This is a genomic window from Rossellomorea aquimaris (assembly GCF_000935355.1).
Taxonomy (GTDB): Bacteria; Bacillota; Bacilli; order Bacillales; family Bacillaceae_B; genus Rossellomorea; species Rossellomorea aquimaris_B.
Map to the genome: position 1 here is coordinate 297,795 of NZ_JXZC01000003.1, position 26,238 is coordinate 324,032.

Here is a 26,238-nt window from a genome sequence, read left to right on the forward strand (position 1 = left end):
CTTGATACTTCTTTTTTTGTGTTTAAGCCGAAGCCCCATGCTTCCGGTCCAATCGATGACTCATGAAAGTCAACAGGCTCGCACAAAGTGCAACGACTCCGCCGACTAGTGTCACATTCAACAATGGCCCTCCATGGTAGACAAGGCCCCCGAGTGCCGAGCCCATGGCGATGCCGACGTTACTTGCAACGGGCATCAAGGAAGCGGCGAGTCCCGTCGCTTTCGGCTGATACACACCCGCAAGGTCAATCAGGTAAAGCTGGGTCGAGGTGGTGAGCATGATGGCCATCAAGGACATCAACCCAATGTTGATCAATCCGATGACGAAATGGCCGGTCGTCACGTACAATCCGAACAGGACAATCGCCTGGATAAGAAAAACGAATCGGAGGCGTCCGATGGCATTGTGACTGGCAATCTTCCCGGCCAGGATGTTGCTGAAGATGGAGATGAACCCGTAGGCGAACAGGATCAAGCTGATGGAACTGCCTGGTGCACCCATCATGTGCAGGATCGGGACAAGATACGTAAAGACCGCATAGGTTGCGCCGAATCCAAGAGCCGGGATGAAGAAAGCCATCAGGATCCGAGGGTGGGTCAATAAAGAAAATTGATCACGCATGGAACTGCGGTATTGACTGAGCTTACTCGGCAAATTCATGAAAGAGGCCAAAAAGGCAACCGCACCAAGAATCGTGGTTAACAGGAACGTGGCATGCCAGTCGTACCACTCCGCGATGACGGTACCGATGGGAACCCCGATCACATTTGCCAGAGTGAACCCGCCAAAGACGAAGGAAATGGCCACTCCCCGTTTTGTCACGGGAATTGCTTCGCTCGCGATCGTCATGGCAAGGGAAATTGAAACACCTGTGACGATGGCCGTCAGCATCCGGAGGACAAGAAGCATGACGTAGCTGGACGAAATCACACACAAGGCATTCAGAAGGATAAACGCCCCTATCAAAGACAACATCCATTTGCGCTTAGGAAAATGGCTTGTTGCGGACATCACGATCGGGGTGGCGATGGCAAAGGTAATCGCAAACGCCGACACCAGCGTACCTGCCTTTGCGTTCGTTATATGAAGGCTCGAGGAAATCTCCGTTAAGATTCCGACGATGACAAATTCGCTTGTCCCGAGAACAAAAGTTAGTAAACTAAGTGTGAAGATAAGAAACCAATGCTGTTTGGATAATACAGTCTCTTGCATAAGTACCTCTTTTCTAGGATGAATATATATAAGTATTTGTTTGGTTGAACAATTTAATTATCATACCATAAAACATTTATCCCCTGCTTACAAAGAGGGGCCTATCCACTTTTCTTACCTGCGTTTTCCTCATATTGGTATCATGTTCTCCTTTGGAAATTCAAATACTTGGTTAATCAATTTGACGAGAATACTTTGCCGGCTAATCGGAAGCAGCATTAATCGAATACTTTTAAGCCTATAGGGAAAAATAATTAGACATAAACCTTTTCCCTCTTCATCTGAAGAGGGTTTTTCGTGATAGAAAGGCAGGGGAAATTCATGGATCTAGATTGGATTTGGAAAGCCGTACTCATTGTACTGGCGGGAACTTTGTTATTAAGGGTTGCCGGGAGGAAGTCGATTTCCCAGATGACATTGGCACAGACGGTCATCATGATCGGAATCGGATCATTACTCATTCAACCCGTTGCCGGAAAGAATATCTGGATGACGATTGGTGTCGGCCTTATTCTTGTTTTAACGTTGATGGTCATGGAATATCTGCAGGTGAAATTCGATCGTGTCGAACAGTTCATCACAGGGAAATCCAAGATTCTTATGGAAAATGGCGTCATCAATGAAAAGAACTTTAAAAAGTTACGTATGACAGTGGATCAACTTGAAATGAAATTACGTCAGCAGGGAGTCAGTAAACTTTCGGATGTGAAATGGGCGACGCTTGAACCGAATGGACAAGTTGGAGTGGAATTGATGGACGGGGCAAAGCCGGTGACGATGAAAGATTTTGAAAAACTACAGGCAGAAGTACAACGGCTGATTAATATGCTCAATGTCCCGCCATCCACGACGAGGCCGGTCAGTCCAGAGGTGGGAGGGGAAGATCTATTTCAGGAAATCAAACAGAAATCTTCCGTCAATCCTCCTCCGAAACATCTTCAGTAGAAACCTGCGAAAGGAAGGTGTCCATGAAAAACGTCACCTATCAAGGAAAAAATTTCGTAGCCGTCAAGAAAGTAGAGGACCCGCCTTGCTCCTGAATATGTAAATGATACCGTGCCGATGCCTCCAATGATAAATAATTTCGTTCTATTAAAGCATCAAAAAAAGATTCTCAGGTTGACTGGAAATGTCAGAACAACCTGGGAATCTTTTTGATTCAGTGATTACTCACAATGTTCATTTTTGTTCTTGTGAAGCGGTGGTGGGATCAGCCATCCCTTTTCTTTGTTTAACTTAAGCACTTTAGCACCCATTTGGGCTTTTTGCATATGGAATTGGCCGAACATCATGGCTACATCTTCACGGATACTCTGTCCCATGACTGTGCTGCATGCGACTAAACCTGAAGCGATATTAGCGGATAATCCTGCTGCTATGGCAGGATCCGGCATGCGGGCACCTGTCGGAATATCATCCAGGCAGGCATGTGGAGGCTCTGGAGGAGTTGGAGGTAATCCAATCCCATTTTCTTTCAGAAGCTTTTCCACTTGCTTGATCTCTTCTTGCCCAGCCTCGACGCTGTCCTTCAGTAATTTCTTCAGATCATCATCACCGGCATGGTTCAGCTGCATCTGATATCCTCCAACAGTTGCTTTGGCCGTCAACAGATAATTCCACGTTCCAAATACTTCACCATAGTGCAACGGTTCTTCTTGTGGATTTCCACTCAAAATGCCCATAATCATCCTCCTGATTGTCATGATGTGCCGCCTTTCAAAGTGAATGTGTTAGCACAAAAAGTATTTTTACACTAAGTACATTGGAATATGTAAATGGTTTACATTTTTTTATGGGAATCTAAGGTAGGGAAAAGCACTGGGACGGTTCTTATGCTTCCAAAGCAAGAGATCCGTCCCAGTAGTTTGTTAGCATTATTGATAGTTGACGATCGCAGGGCTCGGGTCCATTTTCAATACATCTTCCGGCTCCAGGACCGGCACGTCTTTATCATAAAAGATCTTGAATGCACCATATTGTTTCGGTTCATCACGTATGTATTTCCCGTACAGAGCCTGCTTGTCCGCAGAGGCTCCCCATCCGTCAAAGTTTATGGCGACTTCGACGTTATCGGTCGGTTGGATCGCATCTTTATTCGTCAGTACATCACCGGTGAACTGGTGAACGAGGACGATTTTATCAGGGAGGTCATTCTTTTCCGTAAGCTCCGACACATATTCGACGGCTTTCTGTATTTCCTTGCCGTCCACTTGCCCGAGATCCTCTCCAGGTTTCTCCCCTTCAGCTACGTGGAATTCCGTATCGATTGCCAGATGAACTTGCGGGTGCTTAAGCCACTTTTCGACCATTTTTACCTGTTCCATGACTGTGTCCTTTCCGAGCTGAATATCGAGCAGCACCAGGGCGTCATGCTTTTCAGCAAGTTCCACATATGTTTCGATATTTTCCTCAGATGTCATTCGCACATAATCTCCATCAGGACCCGGCTCACTCTGTGCCATAGTTGTAATCAACTCGATCGTCGGCACCGCCGGCCGGTCGGGATCAGCGTCAGAATAGGCCTGTGTCTGTTCCTTCAGCTTTTTCATGTACTCCTCCGGCTCCATCTCGCCAAGAATCCCCATATTTTCAGAATCCGGCGTCCCGTAATAGGCGACCAACCGGTGATCCTTTAAGGGTCCGTGGGATGGATCTTTCACTCCTTTGGCAAGTGTCTCACCTAGAGGAACCGTACGCTCGGAATTTCCGCCCAGCGCAGCCTGCATTTCAGGGATTTCCTGTTGTTCCTTTTCTGATAAGCTTTTCTTCAGAGAGACAGCATCTTCAGACGGTTCCAACGGTTTGAAGGGCTGTTTCGTCTCTTGTTTTTCTTCGTTTTCCACTTTTTTCGTGTTCGATTCGCTCTGGTCGGAAGACGGCGATTCCTTCTGACTCTCTTCTGTCATCGAGGGATCAGCGCACGCTCCTAGCAAAAGTACTCCAGCTGCAAATAGCAGCACTAATTTCTTCATATCCTCACACTCCTTTTTATATAGAAGAATATGGAGGACTTTAACACATTTTCCTGTAGATGAAACCTATGTAAAGGAATTGATAGAAATTTTTAATTCAAACGTTAATGCTTATAAGTGAAGAACTTGGAAACGGGTTTATTGAAAATATTCTGATATTAAACAAGGGAAAATTTGGTACAATCAAAGTAGAGCGAGCCAAAGGGACAGATCCCAAGGCTCCTTTTCGCACTGGACAGCTTTAAAATGAGAGATGAAGGAGGACTATAAGTGATCAATTATGATGGCCGCATGTTCGTATCCACTGAAAATACGACAAATGGTGAAGTTTCATCAAAAACAGTTTTTGAATATAAGCAAGAAGGAAATATTCTTTCAGCAACCTATAGTGGTGGAGAAATTATGAAGGGAACCCTGATTGGCATCGTGAATGAAGATGGCTCTTTAACGTTTAGATACAACCATGTAAACGTTCATAGTGAGATAAGGGGAGGTCAATGTACTTCTGTTCCTGAATTTCTATCCGATGGAAGGATAAGACTTCATGAAAGCTGGAAGTGGATGGATCGTGACCAAAGTGAAGGTGAATCAATTGTTGAGGAAGTGATGTGAATAGTAGCTGTTGACTGCACCATTAATGCAGCATCTTTCTCAAAGCATGGGTCGGGGTGAAGGGAATGGGGACATATGTGTAAAGCTTGGATGAAAGGGCTTTATTTCTATAGAACTATTTAGCGTATTCCAAAAATCAGGAGGGTGTCACTATGTTCAACAAATTTAATTTTGAATCGATCTATCGTGAACGAGATGCTCGCACCCCCCTGGTGGTCATGATGTGTGGTGTGGCCGGCTCCGGGAAAACGACATTCTCTCAGCAATTAGAGAAGCATGGTTTCGTACGCCTTTCCATTGATGAAGAAATATGGGCGACTCATGGTCGTTACGGGATCGATTTCCCTATGGAAAAGATGGAGGAATATAAGAAAGAGGCAGAATGTAAATTGCGAAATGAATTAGTAAAGTTCATTCAAGATAAAAAACAGGTGGTCATCGATTTCAGTTTTTGGGACCGTGCAAGGAGGGACCAATACAAACAATTAATTGAAAAGTCCGGTGGTAAATGGAAACTGATTTACTTGAAAGTTTCCCCTGATGATTTGCGTAGACGTCTTAAAATAAGGAACAAACGCTTTGATGCTAATGCTTTCCCGATTACGGAAGAACTGTTGACTTCCTACTTGAATGGTTTCGAAATTCCTAATGGTGAAGGCGAAATGGTCATTGAGAATTGATTTCCTCTCATGTCGCCTTCATCATTTAATCCGTCATATACTCATTCACTAACTCATAACATCTATCCTTGGTCGACTCATATAAAGAGATGTACCACGCAACATTCTCAAACGTCCCGCCTTCATACTTCAGTCTCTCTTTCTCCGCTTTCTGTTCTTTTTGTTCGATCCATCTTAATTGTTCAGCTTTTAACTCCTTCATTACCTCTGGAGACAGTTCTTTTTCCAGCAGGGCGTAGATCTCATTCAATGCACCATCATACTTTTCGTAGGATACTCCATAATAGTTTTTCATCGCATTCGTGACACCTTTATCTGAATCCTTCTTATCTGGCATGGCCTCAAGTTCTTTTTGGATGTTGTCGAGTTTGTTCAGGTAATCTTTTCTTCCCGGTACTTTTGTTTTGGGAGTACCACCCTCCTCCTGACTACTGTCTACCTTCGCGCTGCTATCTTCCATAGAGGATTCTTCAGATTGACTCTCTCTGTCGTTATCGGATGTAACTGTGTTTTCCGTAGATGAATCATTCGATTGAGAGGAATCATCTGTACTTGCTGGAATCGTATCAGGCTCAAGATTAGAAGCATCCTCTTCAGTTGAATGGCTACAAGCTGACATAGAGACGAATAAAAAAGTTAATGCCCCAATAATAATTTTCCGCTTTTTCATATTTACAGCTCCAATTCTTAAATGATAGTACTGGATTATTTTAACATATAAGGGAATGTCCTTCTAGCAAGGTTCGTGGGTGCAGGTCCCATGGGCGAATTCTTAAAGAAGCATTTTCAGTTCAGAATAAGCTCATTTATGGGTCTTATAAGAATTAAACCAAGGAATTTTTTTAAAACTTCTTACCCTGTACATAGATTGTTAATAGTTTCGTAATATTTTCCCTCTAAGATGAAATCAACAGCAAAGATCAACCGAGAAAAAATCAATCGAGGAGGATATAAAATGCTAGAACACAACAATCAAAATGAAGAAATGAATCATATAGAATCAGACACTACGGAAGCCGTGAAGAAAGAAGAAATGCAACGAAGCCCGAAGCCGAAGAAGCCTTTTAAAGGACGGGGGTTTCTAAACACTGTAGGTGCCGGCATCATCGGTTCGGTCCTGACGCTGACGGTATTGCCTCAAACCGATTATTATCAGAATCTGGCCCAGCCGGGCATCGAACAATCGACAGGTGACAACGGGCAGGTGGAGAGTTCGGGTGATTCGGGAATCAATCCTACAGCGGTTTCAACGGGTAGCGGCGATATAGCCAATATTGTGGAAGATGCCTCTGAATCGATTGTCGGGATCGTAAATTATCAGCAGCAGAATGGCATGGGTGGTTCACAAGAGGCTCAAGCAGGCACAGGTTCAGGCGTTCTCTTCAAAAAAGAGGGGGACAGTGCGTACATCATCACCAACAATCATGTCATTGAAGATGCTTCCAAGATTGAGGTGTCTCTCTATGATGGTGAAAAGACCGAAGCGGAGCTGATCGGAGCGGATCCCCTGACAGACCTTGCCGTATTAAAGATCGATGGGAAATATGCGGACAATCTGTTGGAAGTAGGGGATTCCAGTGCATTGCGTGCCGGTGAACAGGTGATCGCGATCGGAAACCCACTGGGACTCGATTTATCAAGGACGGTTACACAAGGAATTGTCAGTGCCGTCGATCGTACCATTCCCGTGCAGACATCTAAAGGTGAATCCGAATTGAATGTCATCCAGACGGACGCGGCCATCAATCCCGGAAATAGCGGAGGGGCACTGTTGAATTCAAAGGGTGAGTTGATCGGTATCAATAGCGCAAAGATTTCGAACTCTGGTGTTGAAGGACTTGGATTTGCCATTCCAAGTAAGGATTTTCTGCCGATCGTGAGTGAAATCATGGAAAAGGGGAAAGTGGAGCGCCCGTATATCGGAATCGGCATGACGAACCTGACCGATGTTCCACGTAACTACTTGGGGGATTTGCCTAATGAAGTGGAGAAGGGTGTTGTTGTAGCCAATATCGATGGCACATCAGCGGCAGCCGAAGCCGGGATCAAAGAGGGCGATGTCATTACGGAGTTGAATGGAAAAGCAGTAGCGGATGTGGCCGATTTAAGAAGACAGCTATACGCTGACCTGAAAGTGGGAGATGAGATTGATTTGACCATTTTCAGGGGTGGAGAAGAAATGACGATCAGTTTGACTTTGACTAGTAATGCGATGGTTAACTGATCGATTTGATGTGTGGTGCCAGGCACGGAACGGGTGAATGGTGCCAGGCACCAATCGGGTGGAATGTACCAGGTACAAACCGACGTAACTGTACCAGGTACAATTCGTTCAAATTGTACCAGGCACCAGAAAAACAACCGAATTACAAATAATTGAAGATAAAGGAGTACGGGTGAGTGGATAAAAAGAAGCGTTCGATTACATTATGGAGTGTCATAGGAGGCATTGTCGTCGTCGGCACGTTGCTTGTGATGTTTGGATTTTCGAAGGATGAAGTGGTGGCGAAGGTGGGGGACAAGTCGATCAGTAAAGAGGACTTGTATACGACGCTTGTGGACCAGTATGGGGATGCGGCCCTGGATACAATGATTGCCGAGAAGATTGTGGAGCTTGAGAGTGATGAGCAAGAGATTACAGTCAAGGACAGTGAAATCGATGAGGAGCTGGAGTCCATCAAAGCTTCCTATGGGGGCGAAGAGGCGTTCAATGAGGCACTGGCCTCGAGTGGAACGAGTCTTGATAGTGTCAAAGAGAATATCCAATCGTTTTTGCTAACGGAAAAATTGCTGAAGGACAGAGTCTCGATTTCGGATGATCAAATAAAAGAATACTTTGAAACGAACAAAGACTCGTTTGCTCAAAATGAGCAGGTAGAGGCAAGCCATATTCTTGTAGAAGATGAAAAAACGGCCCAGGAAGTGAAGACAAAGCTTGATGACGGAGGGGATTTCGCTGAGCTTGCGAAAGAATATTCCACTGATACGTCCAATGCAGAATCAGGAGGGGAGCTAGGTTTTTTCGCAAAAGGTGAGATGGTGACGGAATTTGATGATAAGGCATTTGCCATGAAGAAGGGTGAAATCAGTGAGCCGGTTAAGACGGAGTTTGGCTATCATATCATCAAGGTGACGGACAAGAAAGAAGCGAAGGAAGCGGTTCTTGACGATCATAAAGAGGAAATAAAGGATATTCTGTTTGATCAGGCACTGCAAACGGAGTATGGGACTTGGTTAGAGGAACAGAAAGAGGATTATAAGATCGAAAATTTATTGAAAGATTCATAAACCGGCCATGGTTTGTTCATGGTTTGGTCATAATTACTGGAAATACTGTTAGTGCAGCTGCAACCTATAAAAGGAGGAAATCAAATGAACAATAAGAAAACACTCACGTTGGCAGGTGTATTAGCAATCGGGATCGCGGGAGCTCTTCCCGCCTTTGCCGCTGAGGAGGATGGCGCAAAGACGAACGGCTCGGCAGTTGTTAGCGAAAAGACGGATCGGGCATTTGGTGGACACCGTGGCAGCGGGCACGGGAAGTTCCATCTGAATGAGGAACAGTTGAAGGGAAAAGCCGAAGAACTCGGAATCGACAGCACCGATAAGGATACACGGGAACTCGCCAAAGAGATCATGGATGCTGAACTCAAAAAAAGAGCGAAAGAATTGGGTATTGAAACAGAAGGCAAAGATCATCGTTCCGTCATGGATGAAATCCGCCAGGCGGAACTGAACAAAAAAGCGAAAGAGCTGGGGATTAAAACAGAAGGAAAAGACCAGGAAGAGCTCTTCCAAGCGGTGAGGGAAGCATTGCTTAAACAGAAAGCCAAAGAACTTGGGGTGGAAACCGAGGGCAAGGAACTGGATGAGCTTGCCCATGAAGTAAGGGAAGCAGCACTACTGAAGCAGGCGAAGGATCTAGGGATTGAGACAGAAGGAAAAGAGCATCATGAATTGAAACATGAAGTCTTTGAAGCTTCCATTCTGAAAGCCGCCAAAGAACTGGGCGTTGAAACAGAAGGCAAAACGTCCAAAGAACTGATGGAAGAGATCATGACCGATCATGCCGATGAAGCGAAGAAACTGGATTTCTTCCCATTCAATAAGAAAGAGGGCTTCTTTTTCCTCAAGGGCGGCAAGGGCCATGGAAAAGGTCCTCATGGATTTGCACCTGAGGCAGAACAGAGCGAGGCACCTGCAGCCGGATCTGAGGGTGATACATTATAAAGGATGGAAATCCCCGCCAAGTGAGCGGGGTTTTTTCGTGATGAGGAAATCATTAGAACCGAGGGCTAAAAACGACTATAATCAAGATAGAAAGAAGTCGGGGGGAGTCATGGGGACAGGTACCTTGGCACATTCTTTGATAGGGGGCCACGGTACCTGTCCCCATGGTTCTAGGGAAGGGAGCGATATTTATGAACGTGTTGGTGGTTGAAGACAATAAGAGTGTCACGTCGATGCTTGAGATGTTTTTTATAAAAGAAGGGATTCAAGGGGAGTTTGTCCATGACGGGGCTGAGGGGTACCGGCGTTATAAGGAAGGGAATTGGGATCTTGTCATTCTGGACTGGATGCTGCCGGGGATGGATGGTGTGACCATTTGCAGGAAAATCAGGGAGGAAGGGTCACAGATCCCTGTCATCATGCTGACGGCGAAGGATAGTGAATCGGATCAGGTGCTCGGGCTCGAACTCGGCGCCGACGATTATGTGACCAAGCCCTTCTCCCCCCTTGCCCTGATGGCCAGGATACGGGCGGTCACGCGGCGATATCAAGGGGAGAAAAACAGTGGGTCAAATGTACACGATGTCACAACGTCCGACTTCCAAATCAGCAAGGAAACCCGGGAAGTTCTCCTGAAAGGCGTCCCCCTTACCAATCTGACGCCCAAGGAATTTGAATTGCTTTATTACCTTTCACGTCATCCTCGTCAAGTGTTCTCGAGGGAACAGCTTCTCGAACGGGTGTGGGGGTATGATTTCTACGGGGATGAACGGACGGTCGATGTCCATATCAAGAGGCTCCGCAACAAAATCGGCAGCAAGGAAAAGCCTTATCTTCATACGGTTTGGGGAGTAGGGTATAAATTCGACGAGACGGCGGTCGGGGATGAAAATTAGATATCTCTATCAACTGCTTCTAAGTCACACAAGCGTACTCATCATCGCCTTCATGATCCTCGGTCTCCTTTTTTCCCAGTATGTCGAAAATCTTGTTTACGAAAATAAGGTCACGGAGCTCCGGACGTATGGGGAGAAAATTTTGTCAGACCTTGAAAGACCAGGTCCGAGAAGACCCCTGTATCTGGAGGAATACAGCAACTTGCTTCACGCCCGGAACATCGATGTGATCACGTTCAACCGACAAGGGGAGGTATCCTTCTCCAGGGGAGGGGTGTACCCGCGGATCGAGCTCTCACAAGAAGAGTGGCAAAAAATCGAACGCGGTGAAACCGTCCCTCTGAAGAAAGATTTCGGACGGTTTGATCAGGCTGTATCCCTCGTCATCATGCCAAGGGTCATCAATGACCAGCTTGCCGGCGGACTGATCCTGATTTCCCCGATCAGCGGGACGAGGGAAATGCTGAGTGAAATCAATAAATATCTCCTGTATATCGTGCTCCTGTCACTGGCCATTTCACTTTTGATCAGCTTGTTCTTATCCAAGCTCCATGTAAAAAGGATTCAGCGGATCAGGGATGCCACTTCACGTGTATCATCCGGTCATTACGATGTCCACGTCCCAAGCTCCAACTTCGATGAAATCGGAGATCTGGCCGAAGACTTTAATGAAATGGTGACGAAACTACGGGCATCCAAAGAGGAAATCGACAGCCTGGAGAACCGTAGAAGGCAGTTCATGGCGGATGTTTCACACGAGTTGAGAACACCTCTGACAACGATCCGGGGTGTCATCGAGGGAATCAGGAACGACATGATCCCCGAAGAACAGAAAGAGAAAAGCTTCGGTCTCGTAAGTGAGGAAACGAGGCGCCTGATCAGACTGGTGAACGAAAACCTGGATTATGAAAAAATACGCTCCAATCAGGTTGCGATCACGAAAGTAACCTTACCATTACTGGATGTATTGGAAGTCATCAAGGAACAGCTCGACTTGCAGGCTGAAGAAAAGGGGAACACCATCAATATTTTTGCAGATTCAAATGCCTTGGTGCACGCCGACTATGATAGGCTAATTCAAATATTGATAAACATCACGAAAAACAGCATCCAATTCACCTCTGGAGGAAGGATCACGATAGGCGGCTCCTCTTTCGGTACAGAAACCGTCATCGAAATCGAGGACACCGGAATCGGCATGGACCCCGAAGAAATCCGTTCGATTTGGCGCAGATTTTATAAAGCAGATCTGTCTCGGACGAATAATCCATACGGGGAATTCGGTATCGGACTCTCCATCGTGAAGCAATTGGTGCTCATGCATGAAGGGACGATTGATGTCTTCAGTGAGAAAGGCAAGGGGACGAAGTTTGTGATTCGGTTGCCGCTATGAGGGGGCACAGTGGTCAGGGAGGTAGGTACGTAGCTTGGTCGGTTCTTTTGGAACCGCGGTACCTGTCCCCCTGGTCCCAAAAAATTTTTTAGTAGATAACAAATCGATCAATTTTCGTTATAATAGGTGAAGAGTGAATTTTTCTACTATTAAAAATACGGAAAGTAGGGAAGAAATGCCGATGTATCATTCTGAGTTACTGACGGGTTTACTACTTAACCTCCTTGTCATTTTAATCATTATTTTACTTATCAGCTTTCAGTATCTTTCCCGAAATAAAGTACATAAGCTTCACATTAAACCACTGCCGATCTATATAGTCAGCTCGCTTCTCCTGTTGCTTAGTCTCGCTTTGAGTGTTCGATTGGAAGATGGATTTGTCTATGATTTGCGGTTCGTCCCTTTTTTACTTGGGGGGATTTACGGTGGAAACCGGGTCTTACTTTGGCTTGCGGTCACGATGATTGCGATCCGTGCGCCGATGCTGGGACCGGGACTGTGGGTGACTGTTGTTATGGCGATTGTCTTCTCGCTATTGATCATTTATATGCGTCCGAGATTGGAGTACAAAGCATGGAAGACGAGGGTTTACTGGTATACGCTCTTTGCGTTCACTTACTCGGTTCTTTCATTGTGGATCCCAGCCCAGATCTTTGGTTTCGATTATTCCAGCTCGTTCCTTGTCTATTCTGCCGTCCTTAGCGGGTCGACGTTTTTTGTCTTTTACCTGTGTGAAATCATCAGAACGATTTATACTCTTCAGTTGGAAGCGATAAAATATGAGAAGATGCAGGTGGTCAGTCACCTGGCTGCGAGCATGAGTCATGAGGTGCGGAATCCGTTGACGACGGTGAAGGGCTTTCTTCAGCTGATTAATGAAGACCCTTCCAACGTAAGCACCAATAGCGAACTGTCCAAGGTGGCCGTCAGTGAAATCGACCGTGCCACAGAGGTGATCAATCAATACTTGAACTTTGCCAGGCCCCACCCGGAGCTTGAAGTGGAAGTGGGAATCCGGGAAGAAATAAACCGGACAAAGGAGATCATCATGCCTCTGGCAATCAAAAGAGGGATCGTCCTGAAGGCGAACATCCTGCATCACCATTCCATTGTAGGTGATCCCAACAAGCTTCAGCAGGTCCTCATCAACGTGATGAAAAACGGGCTTGAAGCCATGGGTACGGGCGGTACGCTGCGAATCTTCAGCTACCACGAAGGAAACAAGGTGTTCATTGTCATTAACGATACTGGAGTCGGGATGACCAAGGAGCAATTAATGCGCCTCGGGGAACCTTACTTTTCCATGAAAGGAAAGAACGGGACAGGCCTCGGAATGATGACTGCCTTCCAACTCACAGAAGGCATGAAAGGCACCATCAAAGTCCTAAGCAAACCCGGCAAGGGAACCTCCGTCATCCTCTCCTTCCCGATCTATGAAGGAGAGCGAAACCCAAGCAGCCTTACACAAACAACAAAGGTCCGTCCCTCACTGCGTTAATGCTTTAGTAGAGTGAGGGACGGACCTTTTATTAGATGGGAGTCCAGGATAGGTGTACCGGTAGACTTCGGAAAAAGATTCTCCAAAAAAGGAATTTAAAGTAATTAAGAGAATTATTATGTAGATAAGGTCTAAGAAGGAGGTCCATGGGGTGAACGCTAAAAAGATTAAAAAACACTTCAGATTTGTAGGCATGAAAGGAAAGGGAGCTTTTGCGGATTTCGGTGAGGAGATCCCGAGGGCTGCCCGACAATTTCTGGTACGTTCAGGTGAAGTGGGACAGAGCTCCGGTACGGAAATGGCCATTTATGAACCAAAAAGGGATGCGGCTCATCTTGAAGGCACTTATTATGTAGGCATGATGGTGAACCGGATTCCGAAAGAAGTGCCGACGGGGATGGACACTATGGAAGTAAAGCAAGACTATGCTACCGTCAGTGGACCTATCAGCCAAATTGGCAGCTTGCACGACATGTTAGTGAAATGGACAGTCGACAATGGCTATAAAAGAAATCCGGGCGCATTTATTGTTGAGACGTATCATCCATTGGAAAATGGAGAGGAGAACGTTGAGATTTTCTTGCCGATTCATTCATGAAATCAACAAAAATAATAGGCGATGTGCTCTGTAACTCAGTTCTAATGACTGAGTTTTTTTGTGACTGGCCGGGTCAGTGGGGACAGGTCCCTTGTCCCAGCATGTCTACTCCCTTCGGATGTAAGACCATCCCCACGATGTTCACCGGGCAAATGGATGTTACTTCTATGTATTTTATATAAACAAAACGGCTATTCCAATAAACAGGAAAATCATGAGGATCGATAATAGGATTACTCTTCTATTCATGGTAGCAGCCTCCTAAGGTGATGAAATCATACTCATCATACCATAGATTCTTTGGGTCTTGATTGGGGTTTACTGAGAACGCATCGAAAGACGGAGGAGGGGCGGTGTCATTTGACGGGTCCGGCTAGCAAGGATCCCACAGGTTAAAACGCTGAAAGGGAGGTACCATCTTGGAGGATATAAAAAGCTACAGCACATTCAGGAAAATAGAACCGATCAATAAGGGTTGGTCGAGGGACAAAAAATACTATATTGAAAACGATACGGGGGAGAAGCTGCTGCTCCGTACGGCTGATCATTCAGCATACGAGATGAAGAAAAGCGAGTTTGAGATGATGAAGCGGCTCTCTGTTAAGGGCCTTCCCATGTCGCAGCCGATCGAGCTTGGCATGTGCGATAACGGCCATTCTGTCTATTCGCTTTTTACCTGGTGCGAGGGAGAGGACGCTCAAGTTATGCTGCCGAAACTCACGGATACCGAGCAATATGAACTAGGGCTTAAATCGGGGCGTATCCTGAGGGAGATCCACTCGATTCCCTCACCTAATGACCGAGAGGATTGGGAAACGATATTCAACCGTAAAGTGGATGGCAAGATCAAGCAGTACAAAGACTGCCCCATTAAGATAGAGGGGGGCGACCTCATTATTGCCTATATAGAGGCGAATAGGCATCTCCTTAAAGGGAGGCCGCAATCGTTTCATCACGGTGACTATCATGTGGGGAATATGGTCATCTCGCCAGATAGGGAACTCTCCATCATCGATTTCAACCGTCATGACTTCGGTGACCCGTGGGAAGAATTCAACCGCATTGTGTGGAGCGCTTCTGTCAGTCCTCATTTTGCCACCGGCCAGCTTGATGGTTATTTTAATGGAAGGCCGCCGGAGGAGTTCTTCAAGCTCATGGCTTTTTACATAAGCAGCAATATGCTGTCGTCCGTTCCCTGGGCCATGGCTTTCGGTGAGGATGAGGTGAATGTCATGAAGGAACAGGCGAGGGAAGTGATGAGCTGGTTTGACGGGATGAATCATCCAGTGCCGACCTGGTATTTGGAGGACTTCTCTATTCAGTACATCAATCGGATTCCATACAAATTAAAGTCTCCTTTCGACCTCTCGTTCATCGAAAAATACGGGGAGGTTTTCAAAGTCTACGATGATCAGGATTCAGGCAATATCTGCTTCGGAGTGAAGGACGGAGATGAGAGGTATTTCATCAAATTTGCCGGTGCACCGACAGAGAGGAATGCAGGCAAACCGGAAGAGGCCGTCACGAACCTTAAATCCGCCGTTCAGGTTTATCAAGATTTGACACATCCTCATTTGATCAGGTTGATCCGAACGGAGGAGGTCGGCGGAGGGTTCGCCGCCATCTTTGAATGGACGGATGGAGCGTGCATGGGGAAAATGTATCCACTATCCAGGGAGAGGTTCTTGCAGATGCCGGACACTACCAGGTTCGAGGTATTCGCCGACATCCTGGACTTTCATATCCACGTGATCAAGCAGGGCTATGTAGCCATCGACTTTTATGACGGCAGCATCCTGTATGATTTTGACAAGGAGGAGACCTTGATCTGTGATATCGATCTCTATTCCAAAAGACCCTACATCAATACGATGGGAAGGATGTGGGGTTCGTCTCGCTTTATGTCGCCGGAAGAATTCACACGTGGTGAAGAGATTGATGAAGTGACGAATGTGTATGTCATGGGGGCTACCGCCTTTGCTTTGTTTGGCGGGGAAAAAGACCGGTCGATGGAGAAGTGGCGGTTGAGCAAGGAGTTATATGAAGTGGCGTTGAAAGCGGTCAGTGATGAGAGGGAGAAGCGCCAGCAGTCGCTTACGGAGTTTAAGTATGATTGGAATCGGACGAGGATTGCTAGGCGTTAGGATAGTAAATACGAAAGAAACCAACAGGGGGACGCTTGTGGGGCAGCCCCATTCCTTCATCGCCCAGTAATCGTCACATTTAACAAAAATCCCCTAACCAACTACCCGGACCTTCCTGTTATAGTTATAGTACAATGAAGGTTGAAATAGAGTAGAGAATGAATGTCTATTAATATAGCGATGGTAGGGGAAATTACTCATGACACTAAAAAAGGTGAAAAGCATCCTGTTCATGCTTCTTGGATCGGTATCCCTGGGGCTCGGGATTGCCGGTACTGTGTTACCCGTTCTGCCGGGCGGCCCGTTTTACCTATTCGCGGCTTACTGCTTTGCGAAAAGCTCCAAGCGGATCGATCGTTGGTTCAAGGGCACAGCCATATATGATAAATATGTTCTAGCTTTCCTTCAAAAGAAGGGGATGACGCGGAAAGAGAAGATCAGGATCAACGTGACGGCCGATTTCTTTATTCTGCTTTCAGTCGTGTTCGTGGATATCCTGTTCGTCCGAATCATCTTAATCGGACTCGCTTTGTATAAGCATTATTATTTTATCAAGAAAATCGAGACGATCTATCCGGAGTCGTATCAGGTGGAGAAGAGCCAGTAATCAACGGGATTACTGGCTTGCAATGAGCCGAGGAGTTACTAAAGACAATGCTGAAAAGATATCAATTAAAAAGCGATTTCAGAGGGTTCATAAAGGGGTCCGAATTTTATTTGATTGCTGAATCTGAGTATATTGGCATCAAGGAATTTGTTTTACGAACGAAAGATTTATCCATCAGAATGATTATATCTGAAAGGGAAATGGAGAAATATTTTTTTCCTTTGAAATGATACTGCCTAAAAGATTCGTCGATGAGACGAGTCTTTTTTAATGGCAAGATAAAGAACGAACGAAGGTGAAAAGGAGCCAAGGGACCTGTCCCTTTGGCCCCTAATTCACCCTTTCACCAAACCATCCAAAAACCCGCGAATCTCCTTATAAGCTTTCATCTCATTCCTCTTCTTCGAAAATCCATGTCCCTCATCCTCAAAAAGAAGATACCTCACATCAATCCCCTTTTCCTTCAGGTGGTTTACGATACGCTCTGATTCCTCCGTTTTCACTCTGGGATCGTTCTGTCCATGAATGATGAACATAGGTGCATTCATATGATGTATATACGTAATCGGCGAATCCCTTACAAGTTTGTCGTAATCTTTCTCGGGGTTTCCCACCAACTGATTCATAAGGGGCTTCCAGCTAGCCGGAACGTTCTGTAAGAAGGTGAGAAGATTGGATATGCCGAAGATGTCGACGATGCCACAGAAATACTCCGGGTGTCTTCCGGCAAGGAGGAGGCTCATGTATCCGCCGTAGCTTCCACCCAAGGAAAAGATCCGGCCTTTTTCCGCGATTCCTTCCTGCAGCAGCCAATCCATTCCTGCTACACAATCGAGCCTCGGTCCGTCCCCCCAGTTCTGTTCCACCATCTTTTCAAAGGTGGCACCGTAGCCCTTGCTGCCCCTGAAGTTCGGGGCGAAGAGAGTGTATCCGCTTTGGACAAGGTATTGAAATAATGGTCTGTACTTCATGCGCACTGCCTGCTGGGGACCCCCGTGAGGCAATAAGATGGTATAGCCGTTCGGATTTTGAGGTCTGAAGAGCAATGCTTCGATAGTGAGTCCATCGTAGCTTTCATAGTGGACGATGTCCGGCTTGATCAAACTTCCTTCCTGTATGCCAAGCACTTTGGTATTGGTCACCCGGGTCCATTCACCGTCTGAATCCCTTTTGAAAATCGTATCGGTCCTGTCGGCTGACTGGCCTAAAACAAAAAGCATTCCATTCCTTGTGACCATCATTTTTTTAATGATATCACAGGGCGTGTCGATGGGTACCAGTTCCCCACTCGTAACATCATACTCATATAGCCGATCTCCCACACCTTTTTCTGTGGAAACGACCAAGGAGTTCGCACTGAACTGGATGGAGGTGACTTCCTCCTTTTCCAAGGTGAAGACAGGCTGAAATTCGTAGGTTGAGAGATTAAAAGAAGCGAGATATGAAAATTCCTTTTCGTAGTTGGTCGTAAAATACACGGTATCGTCAGCAATCAGAACATCACGGATGATATGGGTGATACCGGGATCCGGGACAAGTGGGATTCTTCCTTCAGTAGATTGATAGAATGCTGCTACATGGGTGTTGGAGTAGGTTTCCGTAAACACATAGGTCCCATCGGGAGAAACGGCTGCAACCACGATTGGAGCGTTTTCCCCTTTTTGGATCAGGGTGGTTTGGTTGGTTCGTACATCCGTTTTATAGATATTCAATAATGGGTTTTCGTGATTGGTAGAGTAGACGATTTCATGGTTCGTAGTAAAGCAGGCATGATAACAGGTCGAACTTGATTCTCCTTCAATGAGAGGCAGGGGGGATCCTCCTGACATGGGCAAATAATGCAGCTGATAATTTTCATCACCATCCTTCTCAAAGGTAGCGACTATGTAATCTGGGCCGATATGGATGAGGCTGCTGTTCTGGTTAATGGTCGTCAGTGGATAGGGGAATGTTTGGGGCAAATCCATGGCCCACAGGTTATATTCCCCGTTCAGGTTGGTGCTGAAAACTAGTTTCTCCCCGTTTTCATTTACATTAAACGTGTTGATTTCAATGGTTTGAAAGTATTGTTCAACTTCAGGTGATGGCATACGGATAGGACATTCCTCCAGATGGATAAGGTGTAGGTATATTATTCCATTTATAAGTGAGGGATTCAATCATTAATAGGTGTTGCCCAACACCAAAACATTTGAAATAATTGACATTAAGGGAACATAAGAAGTAAGGAGGGGAGGAAACCCAATGATGTATTTTTTTATTTTCGTCGGAATTCTGGTCCTTTACTTTGCTATCAGGATTTGGATCGGTTCCAGGAAGATGGGGTTTTACGGAGATAGCATCAAGAATACGTCCCGAAATCCAAGGGATGAAGCATACGAAAAGTCCGCCCGGCATTCCCAGCAGGCCATGAATCAGAATCACCATTCGGGTGGCGGACCGAATGTTTGACGGGAATGGGAAGTTTCATTTAAGAAGACTTATGATGGCTGTTGTAACCTCTATGGTTATCCTTTCATTATTAGGCTGCCAGAATGATGGAACGGCAGGCATTGATAGTGAGAAAGCTGAAGCCATTGCCATGGAACAATTTGAAAAAGATGTAAAGGAACATAATGAAACACGCTTTGAAAAAATAAGTATGGATGACACGGAACTCCTTTCGAAAGAAACCCATTTCAGCAGTGATTCAAAGGCTTGGGAAATCACGTTTAACTTTAAGGATGGGCTTACGAGAGAAGACTCAGCGACCAACTCGATTGCTCATTATCGTGTTGGTTCAGGTGGAGAAATCATTGAAAAGTCAACTTCATTCAATGAATGAACGCAAGAACCACTTCTTTCATGAGTGGTTTTTGCGTTCATTTTTTATTTGGGACCTGACCAACCATGTTAGCAATAAAGAAAATTCGACATCTAGGATGTATTAATAGATAAGGGGATTAATAATCCATATTCAGGATCGATAAGTCCGGAACAGGATCAATCATCCAAACCGGATTAATTACTGGTCTTGTCCTTGAAAGGGAGGGGAGATTTCAAACTATTATTGAGATGGACTCTTCATATAAGGCTAGAAAGAAGGAATTTTTTCTTCAAAGGGAGTATATATGCCATAGAAATAAGAATAAATCGCTTAAATAGGATGTGAAACATGTTGAAAAAATGGATGCTCCCTATCCTGATCGTACTAATATCAGCCATCTACCTATTCGTCATTCCGCCAGAACCTTTGACATTGAAAATCGTCTTTAAGCTGATCCCGATGGTGCTCATCATTCTCTACGCATTACGTCAGCTGCCTGCCAGACCAGCACCGGCCATGCGCCTCATCGTCATCGGTCTGTTTTTCTGCATGTTGGGTGACGGGTTTATTGCCTTGTCATTTATAGCGGGTCTCGGAGCCTTCCTTGTTGGACACATCTTCTACTTGATGGGCTTCATCAAAATGTCCCGTATCAACAAGTCACGCCTCACCGCTATACTGCCGATTGGGATGTATTCCTTCATCATCGGCCGACAACTGATTGCCGCGCTCCAAACAGATGGAAATGATGGTCTAGTGATCCCGGTCGTGGCCTACATGCTGGTCATTTCCCTGATGGCCCTATCCGCGATCCTGACCGGTAACCCTTGGGCTGCTGCCGGAAGCATCCTGTTTGTCATCTCGGACTCTATCCTGTCATGGAATATGTTCGTGTCAGCCATTCCTTATTCGGATGTCTTGATCATGACAACCTACTACTCGGCACAGTTTCTGATCGCCACCAGCCTCGGAAGCATAGGGAAAACAGTCAGGCATGAAGAGGGAAAAAGGATCTCCATGTAAACAACGCGTGCGCCTGGCGAGAAGTTCCGCCAGGCGTGTTTTTTTGACAAATTGTGAAATTATCCAAACTTTTTCTCTATACGAAACGTCTTATTTAGTGAAGATACATACAAAGCAGGTGAGCATTTGATATCCGGAAATATCTCCAAATCGGAAAAGGATAGACTACTAGAAAAAGCCATGACCGAATACGGAAATGATGTTTATTACATTGTCTATTCCTATGTGAAGGAACATGGCCTGGCTGAAGACCTGACACAAGAGATCTTCATCAAGTTTTATCAAAAGATGGATACCTTTCGCGAGGATTCCACCCTTAAAACATGGATCATCAGCGTGGCTGTCAATCACTGTAAGGATTATTTAAGGCGCTGGGATACACGTATGATCAGCATATCCAATAAAATCAATGACATGGTGAAAGGAAAGATGGGGGCTCCGGAACAAACCGTGATCGAGAAGGAAAAGAATTCCGAGCTGATCCAAAGCGTGTTGTCCCTGCCCATAAAATATCGGGAGGTCATCTTTCTTTACTATTTTGAAGAAATGAAGCTATCCGAGATCGGGGCCTGTATGGATCTGAACACAAATACCGTCAAGACCCGATTGACAAGAGGAAAAGCATTGCTCGGTTCAGCGATTAAACGGAACGAGGTGTATAACAATGGATGAACTTAAACATTTGCGGGGTCTGATGAAAGAAAAGACCTTCAAAGAGCGTGGTTTCACCAATAAGATGAGGGAAAACATTTTGAATGAGATCCATTCGAAACGGTCAAGATCGTTCACTTTCAATAAAAAACCTACCCTGGCTCCTTTCATGTCCTTTTTATTCGTTGCCGTATGTCTCTCTTTATTCGTTTATTTCGGTGGAACCCAATTGGGACTCATTGACGGAAATAACGCCAGTGCCCCTTTTTATCAATACGAGGCCGAAGATCGTCCTAAATCCCTTAGCAGAGAATTCAAGTTTCTGACCAAGGCCCCATTTGAAGTAGCGGAGGTCACGACCAAGACAAGTGAGGATTCTTCAGGGAAAATAGAATGGGTGACTTTGACGGGAGAGGAAAGGCAAACGATCAGACTATCGTTTCAATCCATTGATCCGAGTGAAGAACTGACCTTGTCCCAGGACGCAGTGGAAGTCGGCGGGGCCAAAGGAAGCTATTACGAGTCAGAAGGCACGGCAAAGGTCAACCGGTTGATATGGATTGAAGGGGGGACCATTAAATATGAAATGGAATACCTGCCCGGGGGATCTGACGTCACCTTGTCCAAAAAGGATATGATTAAGATGGCGGAGTCGTTTCGTTAAAGGCTCTCGAATTTTATATAAGTAGGTCCTGCCACTAGAAGGCAGACAGACCTTTGGAGGTATATCTCATGTACTATTTTATCGCTTATATTGTCTTCTTCCTGGCCTTGTACTTTATTGTTGAAAAGATTGTCAGGAGATGGTGGAACATCCCGTATAACAGAAAATCCCACTTAGAAGGGGCTGGACTGATTCACACTTGGGTTATGAGAATCAGTTGGACAATTTTTTTTATATGTATTGTGTTTTTTCAAGCAGAACTGGTTGGGGCGCTGATTATTTTCTTCATTTGGGGATTCGAGGCCATTATACAATGGAGAATGAATAGAGACGAAAGAGAGTATATTATTACACTTCTGGGTCTTGTATTCTTCATCCTATTTTTAACGGTTGGTTATACATTGGATTTCTTAGTGTAGAAATATTCGATTCACTTGAAGAAAAGGATGACGGATCCAGAATCCATCATCCTTTTTGATTACTAGTATGTTCCATACAAAACCTTAATGATGTATCCATATTGATTATAGGTCACTTCCTTCCACTGCTTCCCGCCGTTTGCACTTCGATACATGACGATGGAATAACTCCCTGAATATTTCCGATAATACTCCGTCCAGGTGACTCCCCCTTGTCCGCCGCCATCTTCTATGACCATTGTACCGGCATTCTCTGCGGCGAATGTCTTCGGAACTTCTACGGCTGCACCGGCAGAAAGAATCAACGAAGACGCCACCACATATTTTACTGAACGTTGAATGATATCCACCACTATCGCCACCTCCTTTTGTTAAAAAATGTAATTATGTAGTCAATCATACTATGGATATCCTTATTGGGTATAGGTCATATTCTTTATTGTTTGTAGATAAATACCTCAGAATAGGAACATATCTCTAGAATTCTTGGTAGGATATAAATATTTTAATATTCATTGCAAAATGTAATTGGTTATGGGGAATGGAGACTTTGAAGATGAAAATCACAAAATATACATAAAATTCCTATTTTAGGAGAACATACAACAATCTATTCAAATAATGGGGGACGTAGTGTGTCTAGTAGGAATTCAACTATATTATCTTTCTGTACTCTGGTGCTTCCCTGGTTCACAGCACCATTCTTAGGGAAGAACGTATTCAGGCGTTTTACATCCGTAGCTATTGTGACGAATGTCATTTGGAGTATCCTCAGTGTATTTGCCAATAAAAAAAGGTGGTGGAAAGCGGATCCTTTTATCTTGAAAAATGTCCCGATCGATATTCCGTTTGTGGCGGGGATGTACTTTATTACGATCCTATGGGTGTTTAAGCTGACTTTCGGAAACTTTATAAGGTATTTCGCGTTAAATGCCGTAATCGATTTCCTGCTCGCCTTTCCTGTTGTGAAGTTTTACGATCAAGTGGGGGCTTTTAAGCTAAGAAAGATGAGCTCCACCCTCTTTTACATGATTGTGCTGTCTTTGGCTATTATCATTTATGTGTATCAATGCACCATGGAAAGAGTGATGAATTGGATGAAGGGAAAACGGGTACACCCTGTCATGGGTGAAGTGTCAGACTAGATGAAATCATTTTCAATACTAAAAAAGGAGGGTGGATCCTTAGTCCACCCTCCTTTTTGCATCCAGTCCATATAGATGGACCTTATTCCAATATTTATTGTTACATAAATGTAATAATTGTAATATTTATCGTTAAAATATCAATCGGTTTATCTTCCAAATCAACGTATATAGGCTCTGTGTGACGTTCTGTTAAATATGCTTACTCTCCTATTAGAAGTATTTTTTAACCTGAAAATGAGTTTTTTATTATGGTTAAGGTTGATTTAAGCCGTTGGGTACAGGTGCGTTTCTTCCTGTGAAATAATCTATTTGTAAAATAGTAGAAACAAAGGAAGATACTTTCTTTTATATAATGGAAGTATCACATTTTGACAGGGGAGTTTACGATGACTGAAACGGTTAGAAATTATGGGGATTTAATGAAAGTCCTGGATTCACTACTGCGGAATCCGGCCATATTTTGGGATGGATTCTATGCAAATCGAGAGAAGGAAATCCCCATTTTTGTCAATTTACCAGATGAAAATTTAGTGAGCTACCTCCGGGAAGGAATCATACCTCCGGGAAAGGTGTTGGATCTCGGATGTGGAGCCGGAAGGAATGCCATCTTCTTAGCTGAAAATGGGTTTGAGGTCGATGCTGTGGACCTATCGATCACTTCACTGGAATGGGCGAAAGAGCGTGCAGATGAAAGGGGGCTCTCGATCAATTTCATACATGAAAATATATTTGAATTGAACGTAAAGAAAGAAGAATACGACTTTATCTATGACTCCGGGTGCTTTCATCACCTGGCCCCTCACAGAAGGATTACCTATCTCGAACTACTACAAAGGGGTTTGAAAGAAAGAGGACATTTTGGGATCACTTGTTTTCTTGTAGGCGGCAGTCTAGGCGGGGCTGACCTAACCGACGTAGAAGTGTACAAAAAAGGTACGTTAATGGGTGGATTGGGATACACAGAAGAATCCCTGGCCCAAATCTTCAGCGAGTTGGGGCCGGTGGAACTCAGAAGAATGAATGAAGGCAGTGAGGCAAAGGGGACATTTGGTTCCAATGAACTTCTGGCGGGTTTGTTTGTTAAATGAGAATTTCGTGAAGGTTGATACCCTAAATCGATCATACATAGTGAAGAAATTTATGAAAATCTCGGATTTGAACAAATGATGGATATGTCGAAGCCACTGTCTTAAATGTGACTGGAAGGGCATCTTGCTCTTTTGCACTATATGTTTCTTCAATAAACGAAGCTTATCCAAAGGGGTAAGCTTTTTTTGAGGAAATTTATCTTGAGTATGATTCACAGATTTGAAATAATTGGAATTAAGCTGAACAGGTTTCTCATTGTCGAAGTAGAAACCTTGGGAAGGATTGTCAAAAAGGAATGGTGATAACTGGTGGGGAAAATAAAAGAAATACCTGAAAAGGTGGCCTTTACAATAGGGCTATCTTTACTATTAGTCAGTCCACTAATGTTTCTAGTATTATCTATAGGCAGCTTAACCATGATACTACAAGCAATTGTCATCGGGATTGCCACCTTATTTATACTAAGTGCTGCTGATCAGCGACATCCGCGACTGAGAAAGGATAAGTGAAGGATTGCTTAATATGAAGGGGAAAGTTTTATACGAAAGATGTGTCATATGAAATAATCATTAATAGAGTGGACAACCAATAAAGTTCCTGTAAGGGTGAAAAGAGTGAAAGAAATAATCCGAGAAACCGATTTTTTTAGCTTATGTATCTTAAGTGACGGAGTTTATGCAGCTATCGCTAAGCAGGGCCAAGGTGCCTGGAGTAATGCCGGTATCGTTGACTTGGGTGAAGAATTGCTGATTTTCGATTCATTTTCCACTCCTTCCGCCGGTTATGAGCTGCGGAAGCAAGCGGAAGAGATGACTGGGAAAAAAGTGAAGTACCTGATTAACAGTCATTATCATGGGGATCATGTATTCGGTAATCAAGCATTTGCCGAAACAATGATCATTTCCACTTCCCTCACAAGGAATTGGTTTGAAAAGAAAAATAAAATAGTAGATTTGAAGACAGAAATAAAAGAAACGGAAGACTATTTGAATAAGCTGGAAATGCAAATCAAGTTAACTGCAGACAGAATCTTGAAAGCCAGTCTCACAAATCAATATAAAGAAATGTCAGCCATTCTAAAAGACCTGCCTGCTATGAAGCTGGTCCTCCCAACCGTTCTTTTTAAAGAGAAATTGGTGATACAAGGTGCTCATCGAAAGGTTGAATTGCACTGTCTGGGAGGAGGCCATACCCCAAGCGACACATTTCTGTACTTGCCAGAGGAGAAGGTCGGGTTTATGGGTGATCTGGTCACCGTTGATTTACATGTACCCATTTATGATCCTGAAGAATTTAGTACCATTCTAGAAAAGGTGAAGCTATTGGATATGGAGACTGTCGTACCTGGTCACGGATATCCAGGTGGGAATGAATTACTTTGTACCATGGAAAAATATTTGGCCTTTTTGATTGGAAAAACGAAAGAAGCAGTGAAGAATAACGTGCCTTTGGAAGTCTATGTTTCTAACTTGGAAATACCTGATGCGTATACTGTGTGGAGAGGAGTTAACGGAATTAGAGGTAACTTATCTAAAGTCTATGCGTATTATTCAGAGTAGAATCTGCTGGAATGATCTTTATAGAACCGCCACTGG

28 protein-coding genes and 1 pseudogene are annotated in these 26,238 nt (G+C 44.6%); 23 read left to right on the forward strand and 6 right to left on the reverse strand.

The window, feature by feature from the left end; translation table 11 throughout:
* Positions 1-22: 22 nt before the first annotated feature.
* The gene (locus TV75_RS10995; protein ID WP_044338784.1) at positions 23-1,213 is read right to left on the reverse strand and encodes an MFS transporter; all 1,191 of its coding nucleotides are present in this window, start codon (positions 1,211-1,213) and stop codon (positions 23-25) included.
* 321 nt (positions 1,214-1,534) lie between these two features.
* On the opposite strand from TV75_RS10995, the gene TV75_RS11000 reads away from it, so the two are divergent.
* Entirely contained in the window at positions 1,535-2,158 is a 624-nt protein-coding gene (locus tag TV75_RS11000) for a DUF421 domain-containing protein (RefSeq protein WP_044338981.1), read from the forward strand.
* Between the two features lie 221 nt (positions 2,159-2,379).
* On the opposite strand, the gene TV75_RS11005 is transcribed toward TV75_RS11000, so the two are convergent.
* Positions 2,380-2,895, reverse strand: a complete 516-nt coding sequence (locus tag TV75_RS11005; protein ID WP_044338785.1) for a DUF3231 family protein — start codon at positions 2,893-2,895, stop codon at positions 2,380-2,382.
* A gap of 192 nt (positions 2,896-3,087) precedes the next feature.
* On the reverse strand, positions 3,088-4,185 hold the full coding sequence (locus tag TV75_RS11010; protein ID WP_044338786.1) for a hypothetical protein: 1,098 nt from the start codon (positions 4,183-4,185) through the stop codon (positions 3,088-3,090).
* Between the two features lie 270 nt (positions 4,186-4,455).
* On the opposite strand from TV75_RS11010, the gene TV75_RS11015 reads away from it, so the two are divergent.
* The gene (locus TV75_RS11015; protein WP_172655705.1) at positions 4,456-4,797 is read left to right on the forward strand and encodes a n-acetylglutamate synthase; all 342 of its coding nucleotides are present in this window, start codon (positions 4,456-4,458) and stop codon (positions 4,795-4,797) included.
* Between the two features lie 152 nt (positions 4,798-4,949).
* Positions 4,950-5,477, forward strand: coding sequence for an AAA family ATPase (locus TV75_RS11020; RefSeq protein ID WP_044338787.1), 528 nt, complete (start codon positions 4,950-4,952; stop codon positions 5,475-5,477).
* 25 nt (positions 5,478-5,502) lie between these two features.
* Here TV75_RS11020 and TV75_RS11025 read toward each other — a convergent pair whose 3' ends face one another.
* Complete coding sequence (locus tag TV75_RS11025; RefSeq protein ID WP_044338788.1) at positions 5,503-6,147, reverse strand: lysozyme inhibitor LprI family protein; 645 nt, start codon at positions 6,145-6,147, stop codon at positions 5,503-5,505.
* Between the two features lie 285 nt (positions 6,148-6,432).
* On the opposite strand from TV75_RS11025, the gene TV75_RS11030 reads away from it, so the two are divergent.
* The 10 genes and pseudogenes from TV75_RS11030 to TV75_RS11070 all read left to right on the forward strand — a co-directional run bounded on the left by TV75_RS11030 (position 6,433) and on the right by TV75_RS11070 (position 16,843).
* Positions 6,433-7,701 (forward strand): S1C family serine protease, encoded by a 1,269-nt coding sequence (locus TV75_RS11030; RefSeq protein ID WP_082051247.1) that lies wholly within the window; start codon positions 6,433-6,435, stop codon positions 7,699-7,701.
* A 176-nt stretch (positions 7,702-7,877) separates the two neighbouring features.
* Entirely contained in the window at positions 7,878-8,765 is an 888-nt protein-coding gene (locus TV75_RS11035; RefSeq protein WP_044338789.1) for a peptidylprolyl isomerase, read from the forward strand.
* Positions 8,766-8,849: 84 nt separating this feature from the next.
* The gene (locus TV75_RS11040; RefSeq protein ID WP_044338790.1) at positions 8,850-9,707 is read left to right on the forward strand and encodes a hypothetical protein; all 858 of its coding nucleotides are present in this window, start codon (positions 8,850-8,852) and stop codon (positions 9,705-9,707) included.
* A 191-nt stretch (positions 9,708-9,898) separates the two neighbouring features.
* Positions 9,899-10,603 (forward strand): response regulator transcription factor, encoded by a 705-nt coding sequence (locus TV75_RS11045; protein ID WP_044338984.1) that lies wholly within the window; start codon positions 9,899-9,901, stop codon positions 10,601-10,603.
* Entirely contained in the window at positions 10,593-11,996 is a 1,404-nt protein-coding gene (locus TV75_RS11050; RefSeq protein WP_044338791.1) for a sensor histidine kinase, read from the forward strand. Before TV75_RS11045 ends, TV75_RS11050 begins: the two co-directional genes overlap by 11 nt.
* 175 nt (positions 11,997-12,171) lie before the next feature.
* Positions 12,172-13,494, forward strand: a complete 1,323-nt coding sequence (locus TV75_RS11055; RefSeq protein WP_082051248.1) for a sensor histidine kinase — start codon at positions 12,172-12,174, stop codon at positions 13,492-13,494.
* A 151-nt stretch (positions 13,495-13,645) separates the two neighbouring features.
* Positions 13,646-14,092, forward strand: a complete 447-nt coding sequence (locus TV75_RS11060) for a GyrI-like domain-containing protein (RefSeq protein WP_052504530.1) — start codon at positions 13,646-13,648, stop codon at positions 14,090-14,092.
* Positions 14,093-14,511: 419 nt separating this feature from the next.
* Positions 14,512-15,222: pseudogene (locus TV75_RS22350) on the forward strand (aminoglycoside phosphotransferase family protein); the annotation flags it as partial.
* 171 nt (positions 15,223-15,393) lie between these two features.
* Positions 15,394-16,236: a serine/threonine protein kinase gene (locus tag TV75_RS22355; protein WP_253275522.1), complete on the forward strand. Its 843-nt coding sequence runs from the start codon at positions 15,394-15,396 to the stop codon at positions 16,234-16,236.
* A 199-nt stretch (positions 16,237-16,435) separates the two neighbouring features.
* Positions 16,436-16,843: a YbaN family protein gene (locus TV75_RS11070; RefSeq protein WP_044338793.1), complete on the forward strand. Its 408-nt coding sequence runs from the start codon at positions 16,436-16,438 to the stop codon at positions 16,841-16,843.
* Between the two features lie 335 nt (positions 16,844-17,178).
* On the opposite strand, the gene TV75_RS11080 is transcribed toward TV75_RS11070, so the two are convergent.
* Positions 17,179-18,933: a S9 family peptidase gene (locus TV75_RS11080; RefSeq protein WP_044338794.1), complete on the reverse strand. Its 1,755-nt coding sequence runs from the start codon at positions 18,931-18,933 to the stop codon at positions 17,179-17,181.
* Between the two features lie 154 nt (positions 18,934-19,087).
* On the opposite strand from TV75_RS11080, the gene TV75_RS11085 reads away from it, so the two are divergent.
* The 6 genes from TV75_RS11085 to TV75_RS11110 all read left to right on the forward strand — a co-directional run bounded on the left by TV75_RS11085 (position 19,088) and on the right by TV75_RS11110 (position 22,406).
* Positions 19,088-19,294 carry a hypothetical protein gene (locus tag TV75_RS11085; protein WP_044338795.1) on the forward strand — a complete coding sequence of 69 codons (207 nt, stop codon included), beginning with the start codon at positions 19,088-19,090 and terminating at the stop codon, positions 19,292-19,294.
* Positions 19,287-19,667: a hypothetical protein gene (locus tag TV75_RS11090; RefSeq protein WP_044338796.1), complete on the forward strand. Its 381-nt coding sequence runs from the start codon at positions 19,287-19,289 to the stop codon at positions 19,665-19,667. The genes TV75_RS11085 and TV75_RS11090 overlap by 8 nt, the downstream gene beginning before the upstream one ends.
* A 330-nt stretch (positions 19,668-19,997) precedes the next feature.
* On the forward strand, positions 19,998-20,672 hold the full coding sequence (locus TV75_RS11095; RefSeq protein ID WP_367379310.1) for a lysoplasmalogenase: 675 nt from the start codon (positions 19,998-20,000) through the stop codon (positions 20,670-20,672).
* Between the two features lie 126 nt (positions 20,673-20,798).
* Positions 20,799-21,344, forward strand: a complete 546-nt coding sequence (locus TV75_RS11100) for a sigma-70 family RNA polymerase sigma factor (RefSeq protein WP_082051250.1) — start codon at positions 20,799-20,801, stop codon at positions 21,342-21,344.
* Entirely contained in the window at positions 21,337-21,987 is a 651-nt protein-coding gene (locus TV75_RS11105) for a DUF4367 domain-containing protein (protein WP_044338797.1), read from the forward strand. The genes TV75_RS11100 and TV75_RS11105 overlap by 8 nt, the downstream gene beginning before the upstream one ends.
* A 68-nt stretch (positions 21,988-22,055) precedes the next feature.
* Positions 22,056-22,406: a DUF4181 domain-containing protein gene (locus tag TV75_RS11110; RefSeq protein ID WP_044338798.1), complete on the forward strand. Its 351-nt coding sequence runs from the start codon at positions 22,056-22,058 to the stop codon at positions 22,404-22,406.
* 62 nt (positions 22,407-22,468) lie between these two features.
* On the opposite strand, the gene TV75_RS11115 is transcribed toward TV75_RS11110, so the two are convergent.
* Positions 22,469-22,759 carry a hypothetical protein gene (locus TV75_RS11115; protein WP_044338799.1) on the reverse strand — a complete coding sequence of 97 codons (291 nt, stop codon included), beginning with the start codon at positions 22,757-22,759 and terminating at the stop codon, positions 22,469-22,471.
* A gap of 282 nt (positions 22,760-23,041) precedes the next feature.
* Between TV75_RS11115 and TV75_RS11120 the strand changes: the two genes are divergently transcribed.
* The 4 genes from TV75_RS11120 (at position 23,042) to TV75_RS11135 (ending at position 26,202) form a co-directional block, all read left to right on the forward strand.
* On the forward strand, positions 23,042-23,551 hold the full coding sequence (locus tag TV75_RS11120; protein WP_044338800.1) for a hypothetical protein: 510 nt from the start codon (positions 23,042-23,044) through the stop codon (positions 23,549-23,551).
* Positions 23,552-23,940: 389 nt separating this feature from the next.
* Positions 23,941-24,642 carry a class I SAM-dependent methyltransferase gene (locus TV75_RS11125; RefSeq protein ID WP_044338801.1) on the forward strand — a complete coding sequence of 234 codons (702 nt, stop codon included), beginning with the start codon at positions 23,941-23,943 and terminating at the stop codon, positions 24,640-24,642.
* Between the two features lie 309 nt (positions 24,643-24,951).
* Positions 24,952-25,152: a hypothetical protein gene (locus TV75_RS11130; RefSeq protein ID WP_044338802.1), complete on the forward strand. Its 201-nt coding sequence runs from the start codon at positions 24,952-24,954 to the stop codon at positions 25,150-25,152.
* A 105-nt stretch (positions 25,153-25,257) separates the two neighbouring features.
* On the forward strand, positions 25,258-26,202 hold the full coding sequence (locus tag TV75_RS11135) for an MBL fold metallo-hydrolase (protein ID WP_044338803.1): 945 nt from the start codon (positions 25,258-25,260) through the stop codon (positions 26,200-26,202).
* The last annotated feature ends 36 nt before the right edge of the window (positions 26,203-26,238 follow it).

What these genes read in the sequence shown, in the direction of transcription:
- TV75_RS11085 (WP_044338795.1), top strand. Translation starts at nt 19,088, where the DNA reads ATGATGTATTTTTTTATTTTCGTCGGAATTCTGGTCCTTTACTTTGCT.
- TV75_RS10995 (WP_044338784.1), bottom strand. Translation starts at nt 1,213, where the DNA reads ATGCAAGAGACTGTATTATCCAAACAGCATTGGTTTCTTATCTTCACA.
- TV75_RS11000 (WP_044338981.1), top strand. Translation starts at nt 1,535, where the DNA reads ATGGATCTAGATTGGATTTGGAAAGCCGTACTCATTGTACTGGCGGGA.
- TV75_RS11105 (WP_044338797.1), top strand. Translation starts at nt 21,337, where the DNA reads ATGGATGAACTTAAACATTTGCGGGGTCTGATGAAAGAAAAGACCTTC.
- TV75_RS11125 (WP_044338801.1), top strand. Translation starts at nt 23,941, where the DNA reads ATGACTGAAACGGTTAGAAATTATGGGGATTTAATGAAAGTCCTGGAT.
- TV75_RS11020 (WP_044338787.1), top strand. Translation starts at nt 4,950, where the DNA reads ATGTTCAACAAATTTAATTTTGAATCGATCTATCGTGAACGAGATGCT.
- TV75_RS11055 (WP_082051248.1), top strand. Translation starts at nt 12,172, where the DNA reads ATGCCGATGTATCATTCTGAGTTACTGACGGGTTTACTACTTAACCTC.
- TV75_RS11110 (WP_044338798.1), top strand. Translation starts at nt 22,056, where the DNA reads ATGTACTATTTTATCGCTTATATTGTCTTCTTCCTGGCCTTGTACTTT.
- TV75_RS11080 (WP_044338794.1), bottom strand. Translation starts at nt 18,933, where the DNA reads ATGCCATCACCTGAAGTTGAACAATACTTTCAAACCATTGAAATCAAC.
- TV75_RS11005 (WP_044338785.1), bottom strand. Translation starts at nt 2,895, where the DNA reads ATGGGCATTTTGAGTGGAAATCCACAAGAAGAACCGTTGCACTATGGT.
- TV75_RS11040 (WP_044338790.1), top strand. Translation starts at nt 8,850, where the DNA reads ATGAACAATAAGAAAACACTCACGTTGGCAGGTGTATTAGCAATCGGG.
- TV75_RS11050 (WP_044338791.1), top strand. Translation starts at nt 10,593, where the DNA reads ATGAAAATTAGATATCTCTATCAACTGCTTCTAAGTCACACAAGCGTA.
- TV75_RS11095 (WP_367379310.1), top strand. Translation starts at nt 19,998, where the DNA reads ATGTTGAAAAAATGGATGCTCCCTATCCTGATCGTACTAATATCAGCC.
- TV75_RS11025 (WP_044338788.1), bottom strand. Translation starts at nt 6,147, where the DNA reads ATGAAAAAGCGGAAAATTATTATTGGGGCATTAACTTTTTTATTCGTC.
- TV75_RS11090 (WP_044338796.1), top strand. Translation starts at nt 19,287, where the DNA reads ATGTTTGACGGGAATGGGAAGTTTCATTTAAGAAGACTTATGATGGCT.
- TV75_RS11045 (WP_044338984.1), top strand. Translation starts at nt 9,899, where the DNA reads ATGAACGTGTTGGTGGTTGAAGACAATAAGAGTGTCACGTCGATGCTT.
- TV75_RS11010 (WP_044338786.1), bottom strand. Translation starts at nt 4,185, where the DNA reads ATGAAGAAATTAGTGCTGCTATTTGCAGCTGGAGTACTTTTGCTAGGA.
- TV75_RS11070 (WP_044338793.1), top strand. Translation starts at nt 16,436, where the DNA reads ATGACACTAAAAAAGGTGAAAAGCATCCTGTTCATGCTTCTTGGATCG.
- TV75_RS11030 (WP_082051247.1), top strand. Translation starts at nt 6,433, where the DNA reads ATGCTAGAACACAACAATCAAAATGAAGAAATGAATCATATAGAATCA.